At 64.2% G+C, this 25,364-nt stretch carries 18 protein-coding genes; 5 read left to right on the forward strand and 13 right to left on the reverse strand.

All coding sequences use genetic code 11. From position 1 onward, the window contains the following. Positions 1-19: 19 nt before the first annotated feature. The 10 genes from QQF40_RS03715 to QQF40_RS03760 all read right to left on the reverse strand — a co-directional run bounded on the left by QQF40_RS03715 (position 20) and on the right by QQF40_RS03760 (position 14,075). Positions 20-946 carry an electron transfer flavoprotein subunit beta gene (locus QQF40_RS03715; RefSeq protein ID WP_285460483.1) on the reverse strand — a complete coding sequence of 309 codons (927 nt, stop codon included), beginning with the start codon at positions 944-946 and terminating at the stop codon, positions 20-22. Positions 947-979: 33 nt separating this feature from the next. After that, positions 980-2,470 (reverse strand): electron transfer flavoprotein subunit alpha/FixB family protein, encoded by a 1,491-nt coding sequence (locus tag QQF40_RS03720; protein WP_285460484.1) that lies wholly within the window; start codon positions 2,468-2,470, stop codon positions 980-982. Continuing rightward, positions 2,467-4,692 carry a (Fe-S)-binding protein gene (locus QQF40_RS03725; RefSeq protein ID WP_285460485.1) on the reverse strand — a complete coding sequence of 742 codons (2,226 nt, stop codon included), beginning with the start codon at positions 4,690-4,692 and terminating at the stop codon, positions 2,467-2,469. The genes QQF40_RS03720 and QQF40_RS03725 overlap by 4 nt, the downstream gene beginning before the upstream one ends. Positions 4,693-4,724: 32 nt before the next feature. Continuing rightward, positions 4,725-6,803 (reverse strand): dimethylglycine demethylation protein DgcA, encoded by a 2,079-nt coding sequence (gene dgcA / locus QQF40_RS03730; RefSeq protein ID WP_285460486.1) that lies wholly within the window; start codon positions 6,801-6,803, stop codon positions 4,725-4,727. 266 nt (positions 6,804-7,069) lie between these two features. Further along, positions 7,070-7,606, reverse strand: a complete 537-nt coding sequence (locus QQF40_RS03735) for a DUF5943 domain-containing protein (protein WP_285460487.1) — start codon at positions 7,604-7,606, stop codon at positions 7,070-7,072. Between the two features lie 99 nt (positions 7,607-7,705). Next, complete coding sequence (locus QQF40_RS03740) at positions 7,706-8,716, reverse strand: dipeptidase (protein ID WP_052384560.1); 1,011 nt, start codon at positions 8,714-8,716, stop codon at positions 7,706-7,708. Between the two features lie 248 nt (positions 8,717-8,964). Continuing rightward, positions 8,965-9,726 carry a monofunctional biosynthetic peptidoglycan transglycosylase gene (gene mtgA / locus QQF40_RS03745; RefSeq protein ID WP_285460609.1) on the reverse strand — a complete coding sequence of 254 codons (762 nt, stop codon included), beginning with the start codon at positions 9,724-9,726 and terminating at the stop codon, positions 8,965-8,967. A gap of 292 nt (positions 9,727-10,018) precedes the next feature. Continuing rightward, a complete protein-coding gene (gene gbdR, locus QQF40_RS03750; RefSeq protein WP_285460610.1) occupies positions 10,019-11,200 on the reverse strand; it encodes a choline metabolism transcriptional regulator GbdR in 1,182 nt (393 codons plus the stop codon). Positions 11,201-11,980: 780 nt separating this feature from the next. Beyond that, positions 11,981-12,844, reverse strand: coding sequence for an S-formylglutathione hydrolase (gene fghA, locus QQF40_RS03755; protein ID WP_285460488.1), 864 nt, complete (start codon positions 12,842-12,844; stop codon positions 11,981-11,983). 121 nt (positions 12,845-12,965) lie between these two features. Then, complete coding sequence (locus QQF40_RS03760) at positions 12,966-14,075, reverse strand: S-(hydroxymethyl)glutathione dehydrogenase/class III alcohol dehydrogenase (RefSeq protein ID WP_285460489.1); 1,110 nt, start codon at positions 14,073-14,075, stop codon at positions 12,966-12,968. A 286-nt stretch (positions 14,076-14,361) separates the two neighbouring features. Here QQF40_RS03760 and QQF40_RS03765 point away from each other — a divergent pair, with 286 nt between their 5' ends. Continuing rightward, positions 14,362-15,255 (forward strand): LysR family transcriptional regulator, encoded by an 894-nt coding sequence (locus QQF40_RS03765; protein WP_253063055.1) that lies wholly within the window; start codon positions 14,362-14,364, stop codon positions 15,253-15,255. 168 nt (positions 15,256-15,423) lie between these two features. On the opposite strand, the gene QQF40_RS03770 is transcribed toward QQF40_RS03765, so the two are convergent. Beyond that, entirely contained in the window at positions 15,424-16,950 is a 1,527-nt protein-coding gene (locus QQF40_RS03770; RefSeq protein WP_439329790.1) for an NCS1 family nucleobase:cation symporter-1, read from the reverse strand. 815 nt (positions 16,951-17,765) lie between these two features. Between QQF40_RS03770 and QQF40_RS03775 the strand changes: the two genes are divergently transcribed. The 4 genes from QQF40_RS03775 to preA all read left to right on the forward strand — a co-directional run bounded on the left by QQF40_RS03775 (position 17,766) and on the right by preA (position 23,167). Then, positions 17,766-18,668 carry a nitrilase-related carbon-nitrogen hydrolase gene (locus QQF40_RS03775; protein ID WP_285460490.1) on the forward strand — a complete coding sequence of 301 codons (903 nt, stop codon included), beginning with the start codon at positions 17,766-17,768 and terminating at the stop codon, positions 18,666-18,668. A gap of 107 nt (positions 18,669-18,775) precedes the next feature. After that, positions 18,776-20,218, forward strand: a complete 1,443-nt coding sequence (gene hydA, locus QQF40_RS03780; protein ID WP_285460491.1) for a dihydropyrimidinase — start codon at positions 18,776-18,778, stop codon at positions 20,216-20,218. Positions 20,219-20,414: 196 nt separating this feature from the next. Further along, positions 20,415-21,815 (forward strand): NAD(P)-dependent oxidoreductase, encoded by a 1,401-nt coding sequence (locus QQF40_RS03785; protein WP_285460492.1) that lies wholly within the window; start codon positions 20,415-20,417, stop codon positions 21,813-21,815. After that, a complete protein-coding gene (gene preA, locus QQF40_RS03790) occupies positions 21,815-23,167 on the forward strand; it encodes an NAD-dependent dihydropyrimidine dehydrogenase subunit PreA (protein WP_285460493.1) in 1,353 nt (450 codons plus the stop codon). The genes QQF40_RS03785 and preA overlap by 1 nt, the downstream gene beginning before the upstream one ends. 156 nt (positions 23,168-23,323) lie before the next feature. Here the strand turns inward: preA and QQF40_RS03795 are convergent, their stop codons facing one another. Together QQF40_RS03795 and QQF40_RS03800 are read right to left on the reverse strand one after the other, a co-directional pair. Further along, positions 23,324-23,944, reverse strand: a complete 621-nt coding sequence (locus QQF40_RS03795; protein ID WP_285460494.1) for a TetR/AcrR family transcriptional regulator — start codon at positions 23,942-23,944, stop codon at positions 23,324-23,326. 169 nt (positions 23,945-24,113) lie between these two features. Then, entirely contained in the window at positions 24,114-25,322 is a 1,209-nt protein-coding gene (locus QQF40_RS03800; protein ID WP_285460495.1) for a CmpA/NrtA family ABC transporter substrate-binding protein, read from the reverse strand. Positions 25,323-25,364: the final 42 nt, after the last annotated feature.

Here is a 25,364-nt window from a genome sequence, read left to right on the forward strand (position 1 = left end):
TACCTCTCTCTGCATGACTTCAGCGCAGCACGCCTTCCTCACGCAGCAGCTTGAGGATTTCCGCCGCGCCCTCCTCGGCGCTCACGCCTTCCAGCCGCTTGCCCCCCCCCCCTTCCGCCTTGGCGGCCGCGGCCTTGAAACGGTCCCGCGCGCTGGTCGCCTTGATTCGCTTCAAGCGCTTGGGACGCTTGCGAGCCGGGGCCACGCCGAAGGCCCCGGCCTGCGCATCATGCACAAGCTCGCCGCTGGGCAGTGAGGAAAGCTCACCGCGCCGCGCCTGCGCGAAGGCCGACTGACGCGCCGCCGGCGCCGCGGAATCGACGCTGACAAGTGCCGGCAGTTTTACGCGCAGTCGTCGCCGCTGGCCACGCGGCAGCGCCTGCAAGGCGGTGAGATGCACGCCATCGCAACTCTCGATCGCGACGATACCCTCCACCAACGGCCAGCCGAGACTCTCCGCCAGCAGATGCGGCAGCAGGCCACTGCCCTCACCGGTCTCGCCCTGGCCGCCACACACCACCAGCTGCGGTGCCGCCTGCTTGAGGCGCGTGACCAGCAGCGGCCAGACATCGATGACCGGTTGATCAATAGCAGCCGCCTGCGGATCAGCAGCCTTGAGCGAATCAGCAGCCTTGAGCGGTTCAGCTTGAAGAGAATCCGGCGTCACCAGTGTCAATAACTCCAGCCCCATGCCCAGATAACCGCGCAGCGCCTGATCCTGCTCGCTACCGGGCGCGATCTCGCTGTCACTGGCGTGCCAGGCGCTGAGGCTGACGGCACCGGGCGCGGACTGGCGCTCCAGCGCCAGACACAGCTCCAGGGCGCGGGCGTCCTGCTCGGCGCGCCGCAGACGCCCCGAAACCGGGTGCTGCCCCAGCGACACCAGACTCACCACCTCAAGCGGTGCCATGGCCTGCCGTGCAACGGATGAACGATCTGCCTTCATGTCCTTCTCCTTTCCCCTGTCGCAGGCGCGAGCTCAGGCCGCGTCGGCGGCAAGCGTGGCGGATGACGTGCTGGATGATGTCGAGGGCGCGGCAGGCGACTGTCCCACCGCCGAGGCATCACCGCCGACACTGCGTTCGGCCTCGAGCTGCTGACAGAGACTGGCGAGAATCGCCCCGGCGTCACCGATCACCGCAAGATCGGCACGCTTGACCATGTCACAGCCACCATCGGTGTTGATGGCCACCACCTTGTCGCAGCGTTGGATGCCCTGCAGATGCTGGATGGCCCCCGAGATGCCCACCGCGACATAGACCCGCGCCGTCACCCAGGTACCGGTGGCGCCGACCTGACGGGCACGCGGCATGAAGCCGTCATCCACCGCCACCCGCGAGGCGCCTTCGGTAGCCCCCAGCAGGCTGGCGGCGCGGTGGAAGCCATCCCAATCGCGGATACCATTGCCCGCCGAGAGAATGAATTCCGCCTCGCCCAGCGCGATCGCGGAGGGATCGACGGCCACCGGGCCAAGATCTTCGATCACGTCTGGCACGGCGCGCACGGTACTGGCCGTCTCCCACTCGAGCGGCAGCGCGGCGTGGCGCACATCTTCCACCGGCTCGGCGCACTCCGCCTCGCACAGCACGATACGGGTCAGCGGGCGGGTCAGGTCCTGCTGACCATTGCCGCTGCGCCCGGTGACGTTCACCTCGGCAAGCTCACCACGCCCGATGGCGGCAAGCTCACCGTCGAGCTGATAGGCATTGCCGCTGGGCCGCGCCAGCGCATCGCCCTGGCACAGCAGACGCGCACCGAGACGTCGGCCGCGTTCACCACCGCCAGTGCGGGATTCCGGCAGCAACCACAGCCGTGGTGCCAGCTTGCCATCGATGGCCTCGAGCTCCGCCAGCTGGGCCAGCGGCGCATAGCCATCGTGAAGGGTATCGGCAAAGTGCAGCCAGCGATCGGCACCCGCCGCACCGAGCCCGGCGCTGTCGGCAGCGTCACCATCCTCACGCAAGGTACCGAAGGTGACGGCCAGTACCGCACCCTGATGGGCGGGGTCGGCATCGGCGATCTGACGCGCCAGCCCCAGCACATCGCGGTCATGACTCGAGAGTCGCCCGCCGGTCATGTCCGGCACCACCGCGATCAGGAAGGCGGGTGATGCGATCTCGACCAGCGGCAGCACGCGCGCCTTGGCCGTGACAGCGGGCTGGCCAGCACCCGCCGCGGCAGGCCCGGAGCGGCCACTGCGATCGATGCGTTTGCGGCCATTGGCGGCGATGAAGTGCCCGACATGCGGATCGCGACGCATCACACCCTTCGGGCCCATCCAGCGTTCCTGAGGGGCTGCCGCGCTACGGCCCAGCGCCTGCAGCGCGATGAGATGCTCAGGGTGCAGCCGATTGCGTGCCTGCTGCTCCAGGCGCGGGTCACGGCGTGGCAGCGGCTCGCGCTCGGATGCTTGTGGATGCCCTGATGGGTGTGGATGCTCGGTTGCTTTTGGATCGCCGGAAATCGTCATGCCGCCACCTCCGCGTCAGTAGGCTGCGTGGTCGACGTCGCCAAGCCTTGCGTGGACAAGCCCTGCGTGGACGCATCCGTTACCAGCGCCCGCGCCATCAGTTCCGCCAGATCCAGCACCTGGGGTTCGGCTTCCCCGGCCGGTGCCACCACGCCTTCCAGCATCGCGGTGCACTGCGGGCAGCCGACCGCCACTACCTCGGCGCCGGTCTCGCGCACATCGCCCATGCGCATGTCGGGGATACGCTGCTTGCCGGGGATGTCCGTCACCGGCGCGCCGCCGCCGCCGCCGCAACAGCGCGAGCGGAAACCGGAGCGCTGCATCTCGCGCACTTCCAGTCCCAGCGTCGCCAGCAGGGTACGCGGTGCCTCGAATTCCCCGTTGTAGCGCCCCAGATAGCAGGGGTCATGCCAGGTGACCGAACCGAGCGTCGCCAGTCGGGTGGTATCGAGGCTCAGACGACCGGCCGCCAGCAGCTCGTTCATGTAGCTGGTGTGGTGGTTGACGAGGTAGTCGCCACCGAAGGCGGCATATTCGCGCCCCAGCACATGGAAGCTGTGCGGATCGCAGGTGATGATGCGCGCGAAGCGATACTTCGACAGGGTGGCGATATTGCGGGTGGCCAGCGACTGGAAGGTCGCCTCATCCCCCAGACGACGCGCCACGTCGCCACTGTCACGCTCTTCCGCACCGAGGATGGCGAAATCGACCCTGGCGGCGCGCAGCACCTGCACGAAGGCGCGCAGCGTGCGCTGGTTGCGCATGTCGAAGGCGCCATCGCCCAGCCACAGCAGCGCTTCCACCGGACGCGGATCACGCGCTGCCTCGCGGGCGGCCTGCAGCTCGGCGATGCATGGCAGGTCGAGGTCCGCCGCCCAATGCAGTCGCGCCTCGAGCGCGAAGCCGCCCGGATTGTCGGTGGCGATCAGGTTGTCGAGCACCTCGACGCCCTTGCCCGGCGTCGCGCCCTGCTCCAGCGTCATGTGACGGCGCATGTCGACGATGGCATCGACGTGCTCGATCATCATCGGGCATTCCTCGACGCAGGCGCGACAGGTGGTGCAGGCCCACAGGGTTTCCGGCTCGACCAGTACCTTGAATTCGTGGATCAGCTTGTCGCCATCTGTCGCTTCACCCGCAGCGCTCGGTGCCGCCTTGATCTGGATCGGTCCAGAGGCAACGGTCTGGCTATCAGAGTCAACGGCCTGAGCTGCCGGGCGAGCATGCGGAGAAGCCCCGACGATGGCCTGCTGCGGGCCGCCGCCATGCTGGCCGGGCGCGCGCCCGGGCTCATCGCCCGGATAGGGTGAACCGGCATAGGCGGCATCACTGCCCCCCGCCATGCCCACCACCATGTCCTGGATCAGCTTCTTGGGATTGAGCGGCTGACCGGCCGCGAACGCCGGGCACACCGCTTCACAGCGCCCGCACTGCACGCAGGCATCGAAGCCCAGCAGCTGACGCCAATTGAAGTCGGCAGGCTTGCCGACGCCCAGCGGTGCTTCGGGGTTGGTCAGGTCCAGCGGCAGCAATGCGCTGTCGCGGATGCCGGCACTGTCACGAGTGCTGAAACGTTCCGGACGTCGATGGAAGGCCAGATGCAGCGCGCCGGCGAAGGCATGCTTCATCGGCCCGGTGATGCGCGAGCCGCCGCCGGTCATGCCGACAATCATCTCGAGCAGCCCCCAGGCGATGCCCGCCACCAGCACCAACCCGAGAATACCGCCGGAGATCATGCCGCCGACGCCTTCCGGCAGCACCAGTGACAGACTCATCACGAACAGGCTGGCGGAGAACACCAGCAGGCTCCTGGGCAGACGCATCCACGGACCACGCGACAGGCACGCCGGCGGGTCGAGGCGACGACGACGCACGAACAGCGCGCCACCGAACATCGCGCCACTGGCCAGCAGCAGCAAGACGCCCAGCCAGGCGGAGTCGAAGCCGAAGCCGTAGACCACCACCATCAGCAGCGCCGCGGCCACGAAGCCACCGCCGGTGGCGACGTGGGTGTTGGCCATGTAGCGGTCCCGCGCGACCACGTGGTGCAGGTCCACCCCGTAGCGGCGCGGTACCTTGGCAAGGCTCGCGATCAGCTCTCCCATGCTCATGGACGTGGCGTCCGCCCGCCCCTGGCGCCAAAGGCCGATGCGCTTGACTGCACCGATGGCGGCCAGCGCCAGCGCGGCGAAGATCAATACCGACAACACTGTTTCGTTCATAGCCAAACCTCCCACCTATGTGTCAGGCGCGATCAGAAATCCTTGCACAGGCGCAGGGCGTCATAGATGGCGGCGTGGGTGTTGCGCGGTGCGTTGCAGTCACCGAGGCGGAACAGCAGGTAATCATCCCCGTCGGTGGCCTGACTCAGGCACAGCTGCGGCTTGATGGCGTAGAGCGACTCGACGTCGATCTGGCCCCTGTTGAGCGAGCCGTCCTTTAAGGCGTAGTAGAGCGCCTCATCCGGGCGTACGCCGTTCTCGACCACGATCTGATCGACGACGCGCTCTTCCAGCGTGCCGGTGTACTCGTTCTCGAGCACCGCCACCAGGCCTTCGCCTTCGCGGTAGACCTCATGCAGCACCATGTCGGAGGTCATCACGACTTCCTTGGCATACAGGCTGCGGTAATAGGTCGGGAAGGTGGTGCCACCGACCGCCGCGCCGGGCTTGATGTCATCGGTGACGATCTCGACCCGGGCGCCCTTGTCGGCCAGATAGTCGGCCACCGAGACCCCGGAGAACTCGCAGATGCTGTCGTAGATCAGCACGTTGCTGCCCGGTGCGACGCGCCCGTCCAGCACGTCCCAGGAAGAGACGATCAGGCTCCTGGCCGGGTCTTCGTCGTAGCCCCAGGATTCGAACTGCTCCATGAACGGACGGCCACCCACCGCGAGGATCACCACATCGCCACGCAGGTCACGGATGGTGGCCTCATCGGCCCGCGTGCCCAGGCGCAGGTCGACCTTCAGGCGCGCCAGTTCCAGCTGATACCAGCGCGTGATGCCGGCGATCTGATCGCGCTGCGGTGCCTTGGCGGCGATGGTGATCTGGCCGCCAAGCTCGTCACGGGCCTCGAACAGCGTCACGTCGTGGCCGCGTTCGGCGCACACGCGGGCTGCCTCCATGCCGGCCGGACCACCGCCGACGATGACGACCTTGCGCACCGGGCCGCTGGTCTTCTCGATCTGATGCGGCAGCCCCATGTATTCGCGCGATGTGGCGGCATTCTGGATGCACAGCACGTCGAGGCCCTGATACTGACGGTCGATGCAGTAGTTGGCACCGACGCACTGCTTGATCTGGTCGAGCTGGCCCATCTTGATCTTGGCGATGATGTGCGGGTCGGCGATGTGGGCGCGGGTCATGCCGACCATGTCGACATAGCCGCCTTCCAGAATGCGCTCGGCCTGGTTGGGGTCCTTGATGTTCTGGGCGTGGATCACCGGAATCGAGACGACTTCCTTGATGCCGGAGGCCAGATGCAGGAAGGGTTCCGGCGGGTAGGACATGTTGGGAATGACGTTGGCGAGGCTGTTGTGGGTATCACAGCCCGAGCCGATCACGCCGAAGAAGTCGAGCAGGCCGGTGGCGTCGTAATAGGCCGCGATCTGCTTCATGTCGTCATGCGACAGGCCATCGGGATGGAATTCATCGCCACAGATGCGCATGCCGACCACGAAGTCGTCACCGACCTCGGCGCGCACTGCCTTGAGCACCTCGAGACCGAACTTCATGCGGCCTTCGAAGCTGCCACCCCATTCGTCGGTGCGCTTGTTGACGCGCGGGCTCCAGAACTGGTCGATCAGATGCTGGTGCACGGCGGACAGCTCGACGCCGTCCAGGCCGCCTTCCTTGGCACGCCGCGCCGCCTGGGCGAAATCGGCGATGATACGCTGGATCTCTTCCACCTCGATGGTCTTGCAGGTGGAGCGGTGCACCGGCTCGCGGATGCCGGACGGCGACATCAGCGAGGTCCAGTCGAAGCCGTCCCAGCGCGAGCGACGGCCCATGTGGGTAATCTGGATCATGATCTTGCCGCCATGCTTGTGCACGGCATCGGCCAGATTCTGGAAATGCGGAATGATGCGGTCGGTCGACAGATTGACGGAGCTCCACCAGCCCTGCGGGCTGTCGATGGAGACCACCGAGGAGCCACCACAGATGCACAGGCCACACCCGCCCTTGGCCTTCTCTTCGTAGTAGCGCACGTAGCGCTCGGTGGTCATGCCGCCATCGGTGGCATACACCTCGGCGTGGGCGGTACTGACGACGCGGTTGCGGATGGTCAGCTTGCCGATCTCGATCGGCTGGAAGAGTGCGTCGAATGCCATGGTGAGAGCTCCTCGCCGGGGAGAGCGCCGCCTCGTCACGCTGGCCTGGCCTGCCCGCCGCCACGAGTCGTGGCTGATGGCGGCGGGGTTGGCGTCAGGCGTCTTGCATGTCAGGAAAGGCGGCGCTCAGGCGTTGCGTTGTCGTTGTTGTGGGTGATGAGTGTCGTGACAGAGAGATGATCGAGCGGCCAGCGTGTGCTGTTGCCTATTGCCTGGGCCGGATCTGGGCCCGAACCATGGAATAGAGAGTGGCGGATCCGAAAACGTCACACTGTTCCGGGAGCGACCTCGAAATACCCCACGTCACAGCCTTCCTCACCGCCGCTCTGGGTCTGGACGGCGACGGTGCGCAGCTCGCTGCCACGCGCGGCCAGAATCTGGTCCATCGCGCCGGCGAACCAGCCGGTGAACATGTACTCGAGCTTGGTGCCGGTCTTGCCCTGCTGATAGACGAAGCAGGAGTGTTCCAGACGCACCTTGCAGGTACCGCGCTCCAGATCGATCTCCTCGGTGATGAACAGGCCCCAGCCGCGCTGCGACAGACGCTTCATGTAGTGCTCGAAGACTTCCACGCCGACCAGGCCATGCAGCTCGGCTTCCTTCTCACACCAGTGCCAGGCGCTCTTGTAGCCGGCGTGATAGAGAATCTCGGCGTATTTCTCCACGCCCAGCGCCTCTTCCACCGCGACATGGTTGTTGATGAAGAAATGACGCGGCACGTACAGCATCGGCAGCGCATCGGACGTCCAGACGCCGGTCTCGCTATCCACTTCGATCGGCAGTTCAGGGGCCAGCTTGCTCATGTCGGTGTCCTCCAAAGGGGGGCTGAAAGGGCAATGCAAAAGAGATCAGGAAAGTGCGATCAAGAAAGGGCGAACCAGAAAAGGCCTGGGCAGACAGACTCAGCCGCCCCAGACGTTTTCCAGCGTGCGCAACCAGTTCTCGCCCATGATCTTGCGCACCTGATGCTCGCTCATGCCGCGACGCAGCAGCGCCTCGGTCAGATTGGGGAACTCGCCGATGGTGCGGATGCCTTCCGGATTGACGATCTTGCCGAAGTTGGTGAGACGACGGGCGTAGCCCTTGTCGTGGGTCAGCCACTCGAAGAAGTCCTGACCGTGGCCCTGGGTGAAGTCGGTACCGATGCCGATGGCATCCTCGCCGACCAGGTTCATCACGTATTCGATGGCCTCGACGTAGTCATCGACGGTGGCGTTGACGCCGGCCTTGAGGAAGGGAGTGAACATGGTGACGCCGACGAAGCCGCCGTGTTCGGCGATGAAGCGCAGCTCGGCATCGGACTTGTTACGCGGGTGGTCCTTGAGACCGGCCGGCGCGCAGTGGGAATAGCAGACAGGCACCTTCGATTCGAGGATGACTTCCTCGGAGGTCTTCGAACCGACGTGGGAGAGATCACACATCACGCCGACGCGGTTCATCTCGGCGACCATCTCGCGGCCGAAGCCGGACAGGCCGCCATCGCGCTCGTAGCAGCCGGTGCCGACCAGATTCTGGGTGTTGTAGCACATCTGCACGATGCCCACGCCGAGCTGCTTGAAGACATCGACATAGCCGATCTGGTCTTCATAGGCGTTGGCATTCTGGAAGCCGTAGATGATGCCGGTCTTGCCGGCGGCCTTGGCGGCGCGGATGTCGGCGGCCGTGCGCGCCACGCAGACCAGGTCACTGCTCTCGGCGATCAGCTGGTTGCTCTTGACGATGTTGTTGACGGTCGCCTGGAAGCCTTCCCACACCGAGACAGTGCAGTTGGCGGCGGTCAGACCGCCCTTGCGCATGTCCTCGAACAGCTCGCGCTGCCACTTGGCGATCACCAGACCATCGATGACGATGCTGTCATCGTGCAGGGCGCGGGCCGCATCGGACCCACCGAAGGAGGAGGAGAATTCGGACATCATGTCGCTCCGGCGCTGGGCAGGCGGCTCTGGAAGTCAGGTCACTGCCCGTACCCGGCGGACAGGGCCTGTCGGAGCACGATCTCCAGCAGGCTGTGCCAGCATAGTCCTGCCCTCTTGCCCCTCTGACGCCAGATGCGACCCGTGGCTATCGAATCGCGTCAGGGCTGTCGTTTCTGAAACGACGACGCCCCGACTCGAGAAAGCCGGGGCGTCGTGGGACAGCCGAGGGTGTAGCGTCACGCCGCTCAATGCGCGGGGGACAGCTCCTTCAGCGAAGGCAGCAGGTCCCAGCTCAGCCAGCCACGGGGTTGTTCCAGACGCTTCAGGTAGCCCATGCCGAGGTTGTTCATCTGGCGACGTGTCCAGCTGGCGCGGCGCTGGATATAGGCCGAGGGCTTGCCGGCATTGAAGCGGATCGGGTTGGGCAGTACCGCCGCCAGCAGACTGGCCTGATAGGCGGAAAGGCTGGCGGCATCGGTATTGAAGTGATGTTCGGCCGCGGCCTCGACACCGAAGATGCCCGGCCCCCATTCGGCGACGTTCAGGTAGACCTCGAGAATGCGCTCCTTGGGCCAGATCATCTCGATCAGGATGGTGAACCAGACCTCCAGCCCCTTGCGCACCCAGCTGCGCCCGTTCCACAGGAAGACATTCTTGGCGGTCTGCTGGCTGATGGTACTGGCGCCGCGCAGGCGTTCACCGGCCAGCCGTGCATCGATGGCCTTGACGATCTGGTCGACATCGAAGCCGTAGTGATCGGGGAATTTCTGGTCTTCCGAGGCGATCACCGCCAGACGGGCATTGTTGGAAATCTGCTCCATCGGCACCCAGTCATGCTGCAGCGCCATCGGATCGCCGGTGATCAGGCCATGGCCCCACTTCTCCAGCATCACCATCGACACCGGCAGCGGCACGAAGCGCAGCAACACCACCAGGCCGACACAGGCCACCATCCAGCAGGCAACGACCTTGAATGCCAACACCGCCAGCCAGCGCAGACGCTCCATCGGGCGCATGCCGGCACGCGGCGCCGGGCGGCGTGTCGCCCCGCGCCGCACACCCGCCACACGCTCCGTGCCTTCCTGCCTGCGTTGCTGTCCTCGTGCCATCCCTTGCTGTCCCCTGTCGTGCTTGTCGTGGCGCGTCAATCCTGCCGCCGAGCCATTGTTTTGTCAGCTACTGCTGCATAGCGCCTTCGAGTGTACCAGAGCGTGCCGGTGGCTCCGGTGAAAACGACAACGCCCCTGCCACAGAGACAGAGGCGCTGGACGTTGCGGGAAGCTGGCCAGTCGGCAGGTGTCAGCCCTGCAGACGCACGCTGGCGTAGGTCGGCTCACCGCGCGCATTGGCCAGTGCCAGAATCGCCGAGGAAACGGGGGACTCGCTGGCCGGTTGCAGGGGCGCATTGCCGACCATGCTCTGGCCGATCGACTGGTGCAGCAGCCCTTCCAGGCTGGCGACACCGGTCAGCTGGTGATCGCCATCGGCGCGACATGGTACCTCGAGCACGCTGACACTGCGCTCGCCACCGATGCGCTCGTCACGTGGCGGTATGCCGAAGTACTCGCGGTAGCACTTGGAGAAGTGCGGCGTGGAGACGAAGCCACAGGCCGAGGCCACCTCGATGATCGACAGCGCCGTCTGCTTGAGTAGCTGACGTGCGCGGGTCAGGCGCAGCTTGAGGTAGTAGCGTGACGGCGAGCAGTGCAGATAGCGCTGGAACAGCCGCTCCAGCTGACGGCGCGAGACATCGACATAGTGCGCCAGCTCGTCCAGGCCGATGGGCTCTTCCAGATTGGCCTCCATCAGCGCGACGATTTCCAGCAGCTTCGGCTGGGTGGTGCCCAGCACATGCTTGAGCGGCACGCGCTGCTGGTCCTGCTCGCCACGCACGCGATCGCAGATGAACATCTCGGAGATGCCCGCCGCCAGCTCGCGGCCATGCTCGCGACCGATCATGGTCAGCATCATGTCCATCGGCGCGGTACCGCCGGAGGCCGTGGCGCGGTCCTGATCGATGGAAAACAGTCGTGTGGTCAGCGGTACGCGCGGGAAGGCCTCCTGCATCGCGGCCAGACACTCCCAGTGGATGCTGGTCTCGTGGCCTTCGAGCAACCCCGCCTGGGCCAGCGCCCAGCTGCCAGTACAGACGGCACCCAGCTTGCGACCGGCACGTGCCTGCGCCTGCAGCCAGCTGACATGCGGACGATGCACGGAGCGCTGGATGCCGACGCCGCCACACACGATGACGATATCCAGTGGCGGGCACGCCTCGGCGGAGGTATCGGGCGTGACCTGCAGGCCATCGCTGGCACGCACGGGGGTGCCTTCAAGCGTCACGGTATACCAGCGGTACAGCTCGCGTCCGGCCAGCTGATTGGCCATGCGCAACGGTTCCACTGCCGAGGCCAGCGAGATGAGCGTGAAGCTGTCGAGCAGCAGGAAGCCGATGGTCTGCGGCTGACGCGTTTCGCCGGCCATACCTGCAGCGGATGAGTGAGCTTCGTACGGGCGGGCGAAACGGCCACTGGTCAATGCCATGAGAGAAGTCCTTCTTCATATCTGCTTGAGTGGCAGACCGGGGCCTCGTGGTGCCCTCTCCCGTAGCCTGATGAGGCTGGCGGGGGTCCGCAGTATTATCGTTATTGGGTCTCAGCAGGGAGCGAACCTTGAGGGGCCGGCTCCAGCAGCGACGACATCGGCGATCGGCCCCATCAGGGGGGAGGCCAACAAGCGACCTCTGCAATTCCGATAGCGTCAGGGATGTCGTGATTCACTGCCTGGACGTCGTGCGTTGTCCACGTCTCGACAGTAAACCATCGCGCCTGCCTGGCGCAGTGACTTTATCGCCGCTGTGCAGCAAATCATCGTTGCCATACGACACAGAATAACGCCTGAGTTGGCTGCCACCGACGCAGCATAAGCAAACATCACCAGAACAGGCTTTCATGCCTTGAGGTTCTGAAAGACCCCGCTTCTCATGACGAAAAAACGCCAGTCCCGCTATCCATCAATCGATAGCGGGACTGTCGTTTCTATCTTTCACGCAGTATCTCTGCTCGGCGAGCGATCACCTGCGATTGGCACCTTCACACCTCAGAACAGGTGTTTCGCGTGCCTTTTCATGTCTACCGGCTACCACACTCACACCTCAAAGCAGGTGTTTCGCGTGCCTTTTCATTTCTACCAGCTACCACACTCACACCTTAAAGCAGGTGTTTCGCGTGCCTTTTCATTTCTACTGGCTACCACACTCACACCTCAAAAAAGGTGTTTCGCGTGGTAGGTCAAATGCTCATCGATGAAACTGGCCATGAAGAAGTAGCTATGGTCGTAGCCGGGCTGACGACGCAGGACAAGCGGGTGATCCAGCTCGGCGCAGACTGCCTCCAGACGCTCCGGCTTGAGCTGCTCCTCGAGGAACTGATCACTCTCGCCCTGCTCGACGAACAGCTCCTGACGCGCGGCGCCGTTCTCTCCAACCTGCTTGACCAGCTCACAGGCGTCCCACTGCGCCCACTGGGCGCGGTCATCGCCGAGATAGCCGCTGAAGGCTTTCTCGCCCCACGGGCAGGACATCGGATTGACGATCGGCGCGAAGGCCGAGACCGAACGATAGCGGCCCGGATTCTTCAGCGCGCAGATCAGGGCGCCATGGCCGCCCATGGAGTGACCGGAGATGGACTCGCGCTCGCCGTCCACCGGGAAGTGACGCTTGACGAGCGCCGGCAGCTCCTCGGTGACGTAGTCATACATGCGGTAATGACGCGCCCACGGCTCGCGGGTGGCATTGAGATAGAAGCCTGCGCCACTGCCGAAGTCGTAGCTGTCGTCTTCGCCGTCCAGATTGACGCCGCGCGGACTGGTGTCCGGGCAGATCAGGGCGATGCCCAGTTCCGCCGCCTTCTTCTGCGCGCCGGCCTTCTGCATGAAGTTCTCGTCGGTGCAGGTCAGCCCCGACAGCCACCACAGCATCGGCACCGGGCCCTGTTCGGCCTGTGGCGGCAGATAGATGGCGAACACCATGTCGCAATCCAGGCTGCCGCTGCGGTGACGGTAACGCTTGAGCCAGCCGCCATGCACCTTGTTGGCGCTGACCAGCTCGAGTTGTTCGGTCGCGGTCATCATGCTCTCCCTTGTGATATCGCCCATGAAAACGGCGTCGGCAAGCCGACGCCGTTTCGCGCGCCTGGCATCACCGGGCAACACGCTTTTTCGTGTTGCCCGGCGGCAGCTCAGCCCTGGATCAGAAGCTCAGCACGGTACGGATCGACTTTCCTTCGTGCAGCAGATCGAAGGATTCGTTGATCTTCTCGAACGGCATCTGGTGAGTGATGAAGTCGTCCAGATTGATCGCGCCGTCCATGTAACGTTCGACGTAGCCCGGCAGTTCGGTACGACCCTTGACGCCACCGAAGGCGGAGCCTTTCCAGACGCGCCCGGTCACCAGCTGGAACGGACGGGTGGAGATCTCTTCACCGGCGCCGGCGACGCCGATGATGATGGATTCACCCCAGCCCTTGTGCGCGCACTCAAGCGCCGCACGCATGACATTAACGTTGCCGATGCACTCGAAGGAGTAGTCGACGCCGCCGTCGGTCATGTCGACGATGGCTTCCTGGACCGGCACGGACAGCTTGCTCGGGTTGACGAAGTCGGTGGCGCCGAACTTGCGGGCCAGGTCGAACTTGTCCTCATTGATGTCGATGGCGATGATGCGCGACGCCTTGGCCATCACCGCACCCTGGATGGCGGCCAGACCGATGGCACCGAGGCCGAAGATGGCGACGGTAGCCCCCGGCTCGACCTTGGCGGTGTTCATCACCGCGCCGATACCGGTGGTGACGCCACAGCCCAGCAGGCAGATCTTGTCCAGCGGGGCCTCCTTGGACACCTTGGCCAGCGAGACTTCCGGCACCACGGTGTACTCGGAGAAGGTGGAGGTACCCATGTAGTGGTGCAGCATCTTGCCATCGAGGGAGAAGCGCGAGGTGCCGTCCGGCATCAGGCCGCGGCCCTGGGTGGCACGCACGGCGCTGCACAGGTTGGTCTTGCCGGAGAGGCAGAACTTGCACTTGCCACATTCCGCGGTGTAGAGCGGAATGACGTGGTCGCCCGGCACCAGGCCAGTCACGCCTTCGCCCACTTCCTCGACGATACCGGCGCCTTCGTGGCCCAGCACGGACGGGAACAGGCCTTCCGGGTCTGCGCCGGACAGTGTGTACGCATCGGTGTGACAGACGGCGGTATTGACGATACGTACCAGCACCTCACCGGCCTTCGGCCCTTCGACATCGATCTCGACCAGTTCCAGCGGCTTGCCGGCTTCCAGCGCAATCGCAGCACGTGATTTCATGAATCTCTCCTAGTGAGCATCAATAGCGGTAAACTGGCTGCCAATCTCATGCCCCCTGGCGTGGTAACGGTCACCACGGAGGCCACCCTGAAAGGTAGCAGCACCTGACATGACGCAGGGATGAGTTGCCCGAGGGGCTACCCACGCGACAGGCACTGGGCCCGACCTGGCGGTTCATCCTTGCGGGCTTGGCATGTGGCACAGTCTACGCAGTCATGCGGGTGGGATTAAGCCGTCGACACTCAGATGATTATTGCCACTCAACAACAATGAAAGAGGAGCCAGCATGCAGCGCTGGGACCGTATCGAAGCCTTCGTGGAAGTCGTCAGAATCGGCTCATTTTCCGGTGCCGCCCGTCATCTCGGGGTGTCCAGCTCACATGTCAGCCGTCTGATCAGTCAGCTGGAAGCCCAGCTCGATACCCAATTGCTTTATCGCACCACCCGTCAGACGCGTCTCACCGATGCCGGACAGGTGTATTTCGAGCACTGCCATCACCTCTTCGATGGCTTCCGCGCCGCCGAACAGGCCATCGGTGATTTCCACGCTCGCCCCAGCGGCGTGCTCAAGCTGACCAGCGCCACCACCTTCGGTGAGCGCTATGTCGCGCCGCTGGTCAACGACTTCCAGCTACTGCACCCGCAACTGGAAGTGCAGATGCACTTCACCAACCGTCCGGTGGAACTGATCGACGAGGGCTTCGACGTCGCCATCCGCATGGGCGTACTCAAGGACTCCTCGCTGATCGCAAGGCGACTGGTGGACCGCCGCGAATTCGTCGTCGCCTCGCATGACTACTTCCAACAGGCGCCGCGCCCGCACACGCTGGCCGAGCTCTCCAGCCACCGCTGTCTGGCCGGTTCCAAGCGCGAGTGGCTGTTCGAGGTCGAGGGTCAGCGCCGCGAGGTGCGCATCACCGGCAGCTGGCAGGCCAACTCCGGCCCGGCGCTGTTGGACGCCACGCTCAAGGGCCTTGGCCTTGCCCAGATTCCCGACTATTACGTCGCGCCCCACCTGGCCAGCGGCAAGCTGATCTCGGTGCTGGACGAGTACCAGGTGCGCGATACCGGGGTATGGATCGTCTACCCCCGCCACCGCCATCTCTCACCCAAGGTGCGCCAGTTCGTCGACTTCATGGTCGAACGCTTCGAAGATGGCATCCCCAGCCTTGGCGAATGACGCGCCGCTGCGGATGAGCTGCCAAATTGATGAGCGGACAAGTTGATGAGCGGATGAGTCGATGGGCGGATGAATGGAGAAGCCGACGAATGACAGACGGGCTGCCGATCGGCAGCCCGTCTGTCGTTGCACTCACCATGTTCATCAGCCGCCTGGCCGCCAATGGCGTCAGGCGCGCTGCGCCCCGCTGCCCGGTACTGCCTCGGGCAGATGCACCGGCGGTGCCTTGACCAGCAGCTTGCTGGCCACGAAGTAGACCAGCGCCCCGAGCAGCGAGCCGGTGAACCAGCCGTAGTCGTAGAACCAGGAAAGCCCGGGTTGCGAGAAGCTGATCACCGTCAGTCCCACCGGCACGAAGAAGGCGATGAAGCCCGCCGGATTGAAGGCCGGATAGGTGCTGCCATCCAGATAGAGTGCCGGTAGATCGAAGGACTGACGACGGATCACGAAGTAGTCGACGATCATGATCCCCGCGATCGGCCCCAGCAGACTCGAATAGCCCAGCAGCCAGTTGGAATAGAGGCTCTCGAGACTGACGTCCGAGACGATCCAGCCCATCTTCTTGATCAGCTCGAAGCCCATCAGCAGCACCCCGACCAGCCCGGTCAGCAATACGCCGCGCGTCTGGTTGATCAACTTCGGTGCGATGTTCTGGAAGTCATTGGTCGGCGAGACGATGTTGGCCGCGGTATTGGTGGAGAGGGTCGCGATGATGATCAGCACCATGGCGATGGCGACCCAGCCGGGGCTGTCGATGCGCCCGATCAGGTTGACCGGATCGGAGATGGTCTCGCCCACCAGCGAGCTGGAAGCGGCCGTCAGCACAACGCCGAGCGCCGCGAAGAAGAACATCGTCAGCGGCAGGCCGATGATCTGACCGACGATCTGGTCCTTCTGGCTCTTCGCGTAACGGCTGAAGTCAGGAATGTTCAGGGACAGCGTCGCCCAGAAGCCGACCATCGCGGTCAGACCCGCCATGAAGTAGCTGGCCACGCCATCGCCCTCGGGACGATTCGGCGGCTGGGCCAGCAGCTCGCTGATCGAGGTATGCGGCAGCGCCCACACCATCAGGCCGACACCCACCGCCAGCAGCAAGGGCGCGGAGAGCGTCTCCAGCCATTTGATGGATTCCGCGCCGCGAATCACCACGAACAGGTTGAGCGCCCAGAACACGAAGAAGCCGATGACCTCGCCTACCCCGCCCAGCGCCTTCCAGTCGGCCGAGAGGCTCGACAGCAGCAGATGGATCGCCAGCCCGCCGAACATCGTCTGGATACCGAACCAGCCACAGGCCACCACCGCGCGAATCATGCATGGCACGTTGGAGCCGATGATGCCGAAGGAGGAACGCAGCACCACCGGGAAGGGGACCCCGAAGCGCGTGCCGGGGAAGGCGTTGAGGGTCAGCGGAATCAGCACCACCAGGTTGGCGACCAGAATCGTGAACAGCGCCTCGCCGACGCTCAGGCCGAAGTAGGCGGTCAGGACGCCACCCAGGGTGTAGGTCGGCACGCAGATCGACATGCCGACCCACAGTGCGGCGATATTCCAGCGCGACCAGGTGCGTTCGGCACTCTTGGTCGGCGCGATATCCTCGTTGTAACGCGGGCTGCGGGCGACATCCTGTGCCACCACCAGCTCGATCATTTCCTCATTGCTGCGCACCATGTGCGAGCGCGTCTGTGTCGGGGCCATGAGTCCTCACCTGTTCAGCTGTTGTTATTGTTGAGGGTGATGCACTGCGCTTGCCTTGTGTCACTTGTCGTTTCTTGCCTTTCTCGTCTTCTCTTTCCTGACTCCTCCTCGCTCCTCCCCGTTCGGCATACTTCACCAGGCACACTTCATTCGGCACTGTATACAGAAGATTCTGATGCAGAAAGTTCTATGGCAGGTCGTGTAGAGATACCTTGCGTAGTTCATGTGCAAAACCCTGTGGCAAACCACATGCCGCCGGTCGGATTATTGCCGACAAATCAAACCTGTCTCGCAAGACAACTTGAGATTCAATGGGGCGTATTTTCCCGCATTACGCCTGACAGGTGGCGACAAGCCGTGTTCGCGCCAACTGTCAGTATGGTCAGGTTCCAAGCTGGTGCAAGGCGGTCTTGCGCAATGCCCCTGCAAACGATCACAAGCCACTGTTGTGCATCGAGTTTTCCCTTGAAACTCGCGTGAACCACGCTGATTCTCCAGGCACCACGATGGTGAAATAGGGTCTTTTTCGGGATAAAAACTCTTTGATAACAACAAGATGAATCCACAAGACTTTATTTGACACTTCATCTTGCCGAACGCGGGAACACTGTCTAATGTTCATTAAGCTGACTGATGAGACAGGATTTAAATCGGGCCTTTCCTGACCCACGACACCTGCCATCGGCATCCAGATTAGCCAGGCAGGCAGCGTTTTTTTCCTGGGGCCATTTCGCGCTATCCCTGCTCACCCGCTCAGCCCACCAGCACTCATTGAAGACAACAACAACCGGCGCCAGGCGCCCGATGAGGAAGACATGTCGAACGATTCCCGCATCTCCTATACCGAGGATGCCGGCAAGCTGCGTTGTGCCGTCATCCAGATGGGACTCAACGTCTCCACCGAGCTCGATCCCGCGCAGATCCGCGATGCCATGAACGAGGCCCACCTGCCGCTGATCGACCAGGCCGGTGAGGCAGGCGTCAAGATCCTGTGCTTCCAGGAAGTCTTCAATCAGCCCTATTTCTGCCCGAGCCAGGATGCCAAGTGGTATGCCGCCGCCGAGCGCGTGCCCGACGGCCCCACCGTCACCCTGATGCAGCAGTATGCGAAGAAGCATCAGATGGTGATCATCGTGCCCCTCTACGAGGAAGTGCAGCCGGGGGTGTACTACAACACCGCCGCCGTCATAGATGCCGACGGCAGCTATCTGGGCAAGTATCACAAGACCCACATCCCGCAGGTGGCGGGCTTCTGGGAGAAGTTCTTCTTCAAGCCGGGCAAGTCTGACTGGCCGGTCTTCGACACCGCCTACGGGCGCATCGGCGTCTACATCTGCTACGACCGCCACTTCCCGGAAGGCTGGCGAGCATTGGCGCTCAACGGCGCCGAGATCATCTTCAATCCCTCCGCCACCGTCGCGGGCCTTTCCCAATATCTGTGGGAGCTGGAACAACCCGCCTCCGCCGCCGCCAATGGCTGCTACATCGCCGCCATCAACCGCGTCGGCCATGAACAGCCGTGGGATATCGGCGAGTTCTACGGCTCCTCCTACTTCGTGAATCCACGCGGTCAGATCGAAGCCCAGGCCAGCGCCACCGAGGATGAGCTGCTGATCCACGACCTCGACATGTCGATGGTGCGCGAGGTGCGCAACAACTGGCAGTTCTTCCGCGACCGTCGCCCGGACGCCTATACCCGTCTCACCGATGGCGAGTGACGGACTGACGACCCGTACGACAACAACAAGACGACCCGCACGACGACAACAAGACGACCTGACACTCAATGCCGGACAAGGCCGCGCGATGCGGCCGGGAGAGATTCATGGCAATCCTGATCAAGGGCGGCAGCATCCAGACCCACGAAGAGCGCTACACCGCCGATGTGCTGTGTGACGGCGAGACCATCACCGCCATCGGCACCGACCTGGACGTGCCGGACGACTGCGAGGTGATCGACGCCAGCGGCTGTCTGGTGATGCCCGGCGGCATCGACCCGCACACCCACATGCAGCTGCCCTTCATGGGCACCGTGGCCAGCGAAGACTTCCAGACCGGCACCGCCGCGGCGCTGGCCGGTGGCACCACCATGATCATCGATTTCGTGATCCCCTCCCCGCAGCAACCGCTGATGGAGGCCTATCACACCTGGCGCGAATGGGCCGAGAAGTCCTGCTGTGATTACAGCTTCCACGTGGCGGTCACCTGGTGGGACGAGAGCGTCAGCCAGGACATGCAGACGCTGGTTTCCGACTACGGCGTCAACAGCTTCAAGCACTTCATGGCCTACAAGAACGCCATCATGGCGCCGGACGACACCCTCGTCTCGAGCTTCGCGCGCTGTCTGGAGCTGGGCGCGATTCCCACCGTGCATGCCGAGAACGGCGAGCTGGTCTACCACCTGCAGCAGAAGCTGCTGGCCGACGGCATCACCGGGCCGGAGGCGCACCCGCTGTCGCGCCCGCCGCAGGTCGAGGGCGAAGCCGCCAGCCGTGCCATCCGCATCGCCGGCACCCTGGGCACGCCGGTGTATCTGGTCCATGTCTCCACCGCCGATGCGCTGGAGGAGATCCGCTACGCCCGCGAGCACGGTCAGCCGGTCTACGGCGAGGTGCTGGCAGGCCATCTGCTGATCGATGAAGAGGTCTATCAGAACAAGAGCTGGGAATTCGCGGCCGGCCACGTGATGAGCCCGCCGTTCCGCTCGCTGGAGCACCGCCAGGCACTGTGGGGTGGCATCCAGTCCGGAGACCTGCAGACCACCGCTACCGACCACTGCTGCTTCTGCGCCGAGCAGAAGGAGATGGGCAAGGACGACTTCTCGAAGATTCCCAACGGCACCGCCGGGGTCGAGGATCGCATGGCGATGCTGTGGCACGAGGGCGTCAACACCGGACGCTTCTCCGCCGAGGACTTCGTCGGCCTGACCTCCACCAATGCGGCAAAGATCTTCAATCTCTATCCGCGCAAGGGCGCGATCCGCGTCGGCAGCGACGCCGACATCGTGGTCTGGGACCCCAACGCCGAGCGCACCATCTCGGCCAGGACCCACCACCAGAACATCGACTTCAACATCTTCGAAGGCCGCACCGTCAAGGGTATCCCGCGCCACACCATCAGCCGCGGCGACTGGGCATGGCGCGATGGCGAACTGCATGCCAGGCGCGGCCACGGCCAGTACGTCGAGCGCCCGCCCTACCCCAGTGTCTTCGACCAGCTCAAGGCCCGCGCCGAGAGCAATGTCGTCAGCGCCGTGGATCGCAGCTGACGGCAGACGAACGACTCGAACAAGACAAGACCGACACGACTGAACGACACGACTGACCGACGGCCTGGCGGCGCACCTGACGCGCTGCCGGTCCCTTGGCACTGCAAACCAGGCCGCTGCTAGCGCATGACGATCTGACTCGCCTGCAAGACCAACAACAACGATCCCGCGCCTGAGCGCGGGCAGGAGCCACACCGTGACCACATCCTCCACACCTTCCCACTGGGCCCCGAGCGGGCTCGCGGAAGAGGCGCTGATTGCGCGCTTCACTGATCTGCATCCGGCGCTCACCAAGCGCCAGGCCTTCATCGAGAGCTCTCGCTGTCTGTATTGCTTTGACGCGCCCTGCATCAAGGCCTGTCCGACCAGCATCGATATCCCGACCTTCATTCGCCGTATCCACGACGACAATCTCGAAGGCGCCGCCAGCGAGATTCTCGATGCCAACATCCTCGGTGGCAGCTGCGCCCGCGTCTGCCCCACCGAGATCCTCTGTGAGCAGTCCTGCGTGCGCAATCAGGGCGATGAGTGCCAGCCGGTGCTGATCGGCCTGCTGCAGCGCCATGCACTGGACAACGCCCAGTTCGAGGCCCATCCGTTCACGCGTGGCGCCAGCACCGGCCGGCGTATCGCGGTGGTCGGCGCCGGGCCAGCCGGGCTTTCCTGCGCCCATCGCCTGGCGCGTTTCGGCCACGACGTGGTGATCTTCGAGGCCGAGGAAAAGGCTGGCGGCCTCAACGAATACGGCATCGCCCGCTACAAGCTGACCGATGACTTCGCCGCCCGCGAAGTCGAATTCCTGCTCGAGATCGGCGGCATCGAGATCCGCCATGGTCAGCGCCTCGGCGACAACCTGACACTGGCCTCTCTGACACGCGAATTCGACAGCGTCTTCCTGGGCCTCGGCCTTGGCACCAGCCATGCCCTCGGCCTGACCGGCGAGGATGCCAGCGGACTGATGGCAGCCACCGACTTCATCAAGGTGCTGCGTCAGAGTGGCGAACTGAACGCCCTGGCGGTGCCCAGACACGCGGTAGTGATCGGCGCCGGCAACACCGCCATCGACATCGCCGTGCAGGCCAAACGCCTGGGCGCGCAGACGGTGGATCTGGTCTACCGGCGTGGCGAGGAGCAGATGTCCGCTACCCATCACGAGCAGGAAATCGCGCGCGCCAATGGCGTGATGATCCACACCTGGGCGCGCCCGCTGGCGATCGATGTGGCAGACGATAGTGATAGAAGCGAAGAAGGTGATGACGCCGCGCTCAGCGCGATGCAGTTCGCGCGCACGCAGGTCGAGGATGGCCGCCTCGTCGATACCGGCGAGACCTTCACGCTGGCCTGCGATGGGGTCTTCACCGCCATCGGTCAGGGCTTCGATGACGCGAGCCTGAGCGATGCCCATGCCGCAGGGCTGGCCCGCGAGGGAGCGAAGATAGAGGTGGACGAGATGCTGCGCACCAGTCTGCCGGGCGTCTATGCCGGCGGTGACTGCATCGCCCGCGGGCAGGATCTCACCGTTCAAGCCGTCGCCCACGGCAAGCTGGCCGCCGAGGCCATCCATCACGATCTGATGCTCAAGGTGGAGGCCGCCTGATGACCATTCATACCCCGCTCAACGATGACAATGCACGTCCGCCAGGCGCTGGCGCGGCTGACGATCACGTCGCCAGCTACAAGGCCGATCTGTCGATCAACTTCGCCGGCATTCGCGCGCCCAATCCCTTCTGGCTGGCCAGCGCCCCGCCCACCGACAAGGCCTACAACGTGGTACGCGCCTTCGAGGCCGGCTGGGGCGGCGTGGTCTGGAAGACGCTGGGGGAAGACCCGGCGGCGGTGAACGTTTCGTCACGCTACTCGGCGCACTATGGCCCGAATGGCGAGGTCAGCGGCTTCAACAACATCGAGCTGATCACCGACCGCTCGCTGGAGATCAACCTGCGTGAGATCACCCAGGTCAAGAAGGACTGGCCGGACCGCGCGCTGATCGTCTCGCTGATGGTGCCGTGCGAGGAAGAGGCCTGGAAGACCATCCTGCCGCAGGTCGAGGCCACCGGCTGTGACGGCATCGAACTCAATTTCGGCTGCCCGCATGGCATGCCGGAACGCGGCATGGGCGCCGCAGTGGGCCAGGTACCGGAGTATGTCGAGCAGGTCACGCGCTGGTGCAAGACCTACAGCTCGCTGCCGGTGATCGTCAAACTGACCCCCAACATCACCGACGTGCGCGAACCGGCCAAGGCAGCCTGGCGTGGCGGTGCCGATGCCGTCTCGCTGATCAACACCATCAACTCCATCACCCATCTGGATCTCGACCGCATGGTCGCGCATCCCATCGTCGGTGACCGCAGCACCCACGGCGGCTATTGCGGCAGCGCCGTGAAGCCCATCGCGCTGAACATGGTGGCCGAGATCGCACGCACGCCGGAAACCGCCAACCTGCCGATCTCCGGCATCGGCGGCATCTCCAACTGGGAGGATGCCGCAGAATTCATTGCCCTCGGCGCGGGCAGCGTGCAGGTGTGCACGGCGGCGATGCTGCACGGCTTCCGCATCGTCGAGGAGATGAAGGACGGCCTGGGGCGCTGGATGGACAGCAAGGGCTATCAGCGCATCGATGAGTTCTCGCGCGCGGCGGTGCCCAACACCACCGACTGGAAGCAGCTGGACATGAACTATCAGGTGATCGCCCGCATCGACCAGGACAAGTGCATCGGCTGCGGACGCTGCTACATCGCCTGCGAGGACACCTCGCACCAGGCCATCATGCATCTGGCCAAGGACAACGGCACCGCCCGCTATGAGGTGAAGGACGCCGACTGCGTGGGCTGCAACCTGTGCGAGATCACCTGCCCGGTCGAGGATTGCATCACCATGGAAGTGCAGGACACCGGCAAGCCGTACATGAACTGGATGGAGGACCCGCGCAATCCGCATCGCGCGGCCTGATCGCCTGGTGATCCTCTGACCCGGGGAACAGCCAGCAATAGATGAGAATGAAAAAGGGGCTGCCAGCAATGGCAGCCCCTTTTTATTGGCTTGATGATCCAGCAATGGTGATCTTAATTAGCTCAAGGATAACAAGACCTGAAATCACCTTTTGGATCAGGCAGACAATCCGACGCCCTTCAGCAGCACCCGCGTCACGTTCTGCACTGCCTGCTCGAATTCCCGATCACTCAGCGCCCTGCCCTGATTGAGCACCGCGATCTGGTGGTCGAAGTCGGCGTAGTGCTGGGTGCTGGCCCAGATCATGTACAGGTAGGCGGAGGCATCGACGTTGTCGATGCGGCCCTCGCCGATCCACTGGCGCAGACGTGACTTCTTCATCTCGGCCCACTCGTCGAGCCACACCGTCAGCTCCTCGCCCAGCACCGGCGCGCCCTGCATGATCTCGCTGGCCCACACCTTGGAGCCATAGGGGCGCTGACGCGAGTGCATCATCTTGGCGCGAATGTAGGTGGAGAGCACCAGCTGCGGGTCGTCGTAGGCCTCGAAGCACAGCGCATCTTCCTTCCACAGCGCCAGCAGGCCATCGAGCACCGCGCGATACAGCGCTTCCTTGGTGCTGAAGTAGTAATGCAGATTGGACTTGGGCAGCTCTACCTCGGCGGCAATATCGACCATGCTGGCACCGACATAGCCCTTGAGAGCGAAGATCTTTTCGGCGGCGAGCAGAATGCGCTCGACATTATCCTTGCGAATCTGAGACTTGCGAGTGGTCATGCGATCCCCTGACGCGGTGCTGGCAGTGCGATGAGAATATCACAACCGCACTGCCAACATGCCTGAGCCGTCAGGTTCCCCGCCTGCCATCCGGCAAGGGAGATGGCGACTCTGCAAGTGCTGTCCAGTCCCGCGCCAGCGCGGATCGGCAAGCACCGCGCCCGCGACGTCATTCGAAGACCGCACCATCGATGAAACCATCCGCCGGCATCGGCACCTGGCCCGCCTCACCGCTCAGCCACCAGGGGGACGGGTGCGTGCCTTCGCTGCGCTCATCCACCACCGGCACCACCATGCCCAGCTTGCGGGCCGCCGTGCGGTAGAGGTCCGGCCGGACGCACCGCGCCAGCGTCGCCTCGAGATCCTCGTCACTGAAGCCCTGCAGATGGCCCCAGCGCTGCATCTGGGCGATGTACCAGCGTGTGTGGGAACGCCACGGGAAGTTGGCCGCGTAGCGATGGAAGATGGTCCAGCCGGGATTTTGCTGCTGAAACTCCTCCACCGACTGCTCGACATCCACGTCTTCCAGTCCGCGCGTCACCACGCTCATCGGCACCTCCGGCATGCCCTCATCATGCAGCCACTCGGCGGCCCTGGCCCGATTGCCGGGGCGGTCCAGCCAGGCGCAGGCCTTGAGCAGCGCGCGAATCAGCGCCTGATGCGCCAGCGGATGCTGCTCCGCCCAGTCCTCGCGCACGCCCAGCACCTTTTCCTGCCCGAAGCGCCAGATATCATGACTGCCCGCCACCACCTGCCCCATGCCCTGCGCCGCCGCCAGGCTGTTCCAGGGCTCACCGACACAGAAGCCATCCAGCGCACCGCTGGCCAGTTGCGCGGCCATCAGCGGCGGTGCCACGGCGCGCATCTCGACGTCGCGGTCCGGGTTGATACCGCCCGCCGCCAACCAGTAGCGCAAAAGATACCGGTGCGAAGAGAACGGGTGCACGCTGGCCAGCTTGAGCAGCGGCTCGCCGCGCTGCTTGCGCTCGCGCACATGCGCCTCCAGCGCCTTCGCGACCTGCAACGGGCTGGCGAGGTCGTGGCCATCCTCACCGAGGGTGGCCATCAGCGCGCGCGACAGGGTGATGGAGTTGCCGCCCAGATTCAGTGTCATGGCACTGATCACCGGCGTGGCGCGACCATCCAGGCCCAGGGTCGAGGTCAGCGGCATCAGCGCCAGCATCTGCGCGCCCTGCAGCACGCCGGTCTGCAGGTCATCACGCAACGCCGCCCACGAGGGTTGCCACTTGAGTGTCACCGCCAGCCCCTCCTCGCGGAAAAGCCCCAACTGCTCAGCGACCACGAAGGGAGCGGCATCATTGAGTGGCATCAGGCCCAGCGTCAGCTGATGGCCATTCAGGGGTACATCTGTGGGCATCACGCACACCTCTTGAACGATCGAGAGAGAAGGACAGTACGG

Origin of the sequence: Cobetia sp. LC6 (assembly GCF_030264805.1) — a bacterium.
Classification (GTDB): Bacteria; Pseudomonadota; Gammaproteobacteria; order Pseudomonadales; family Halomonadaceae; genus Cobetia.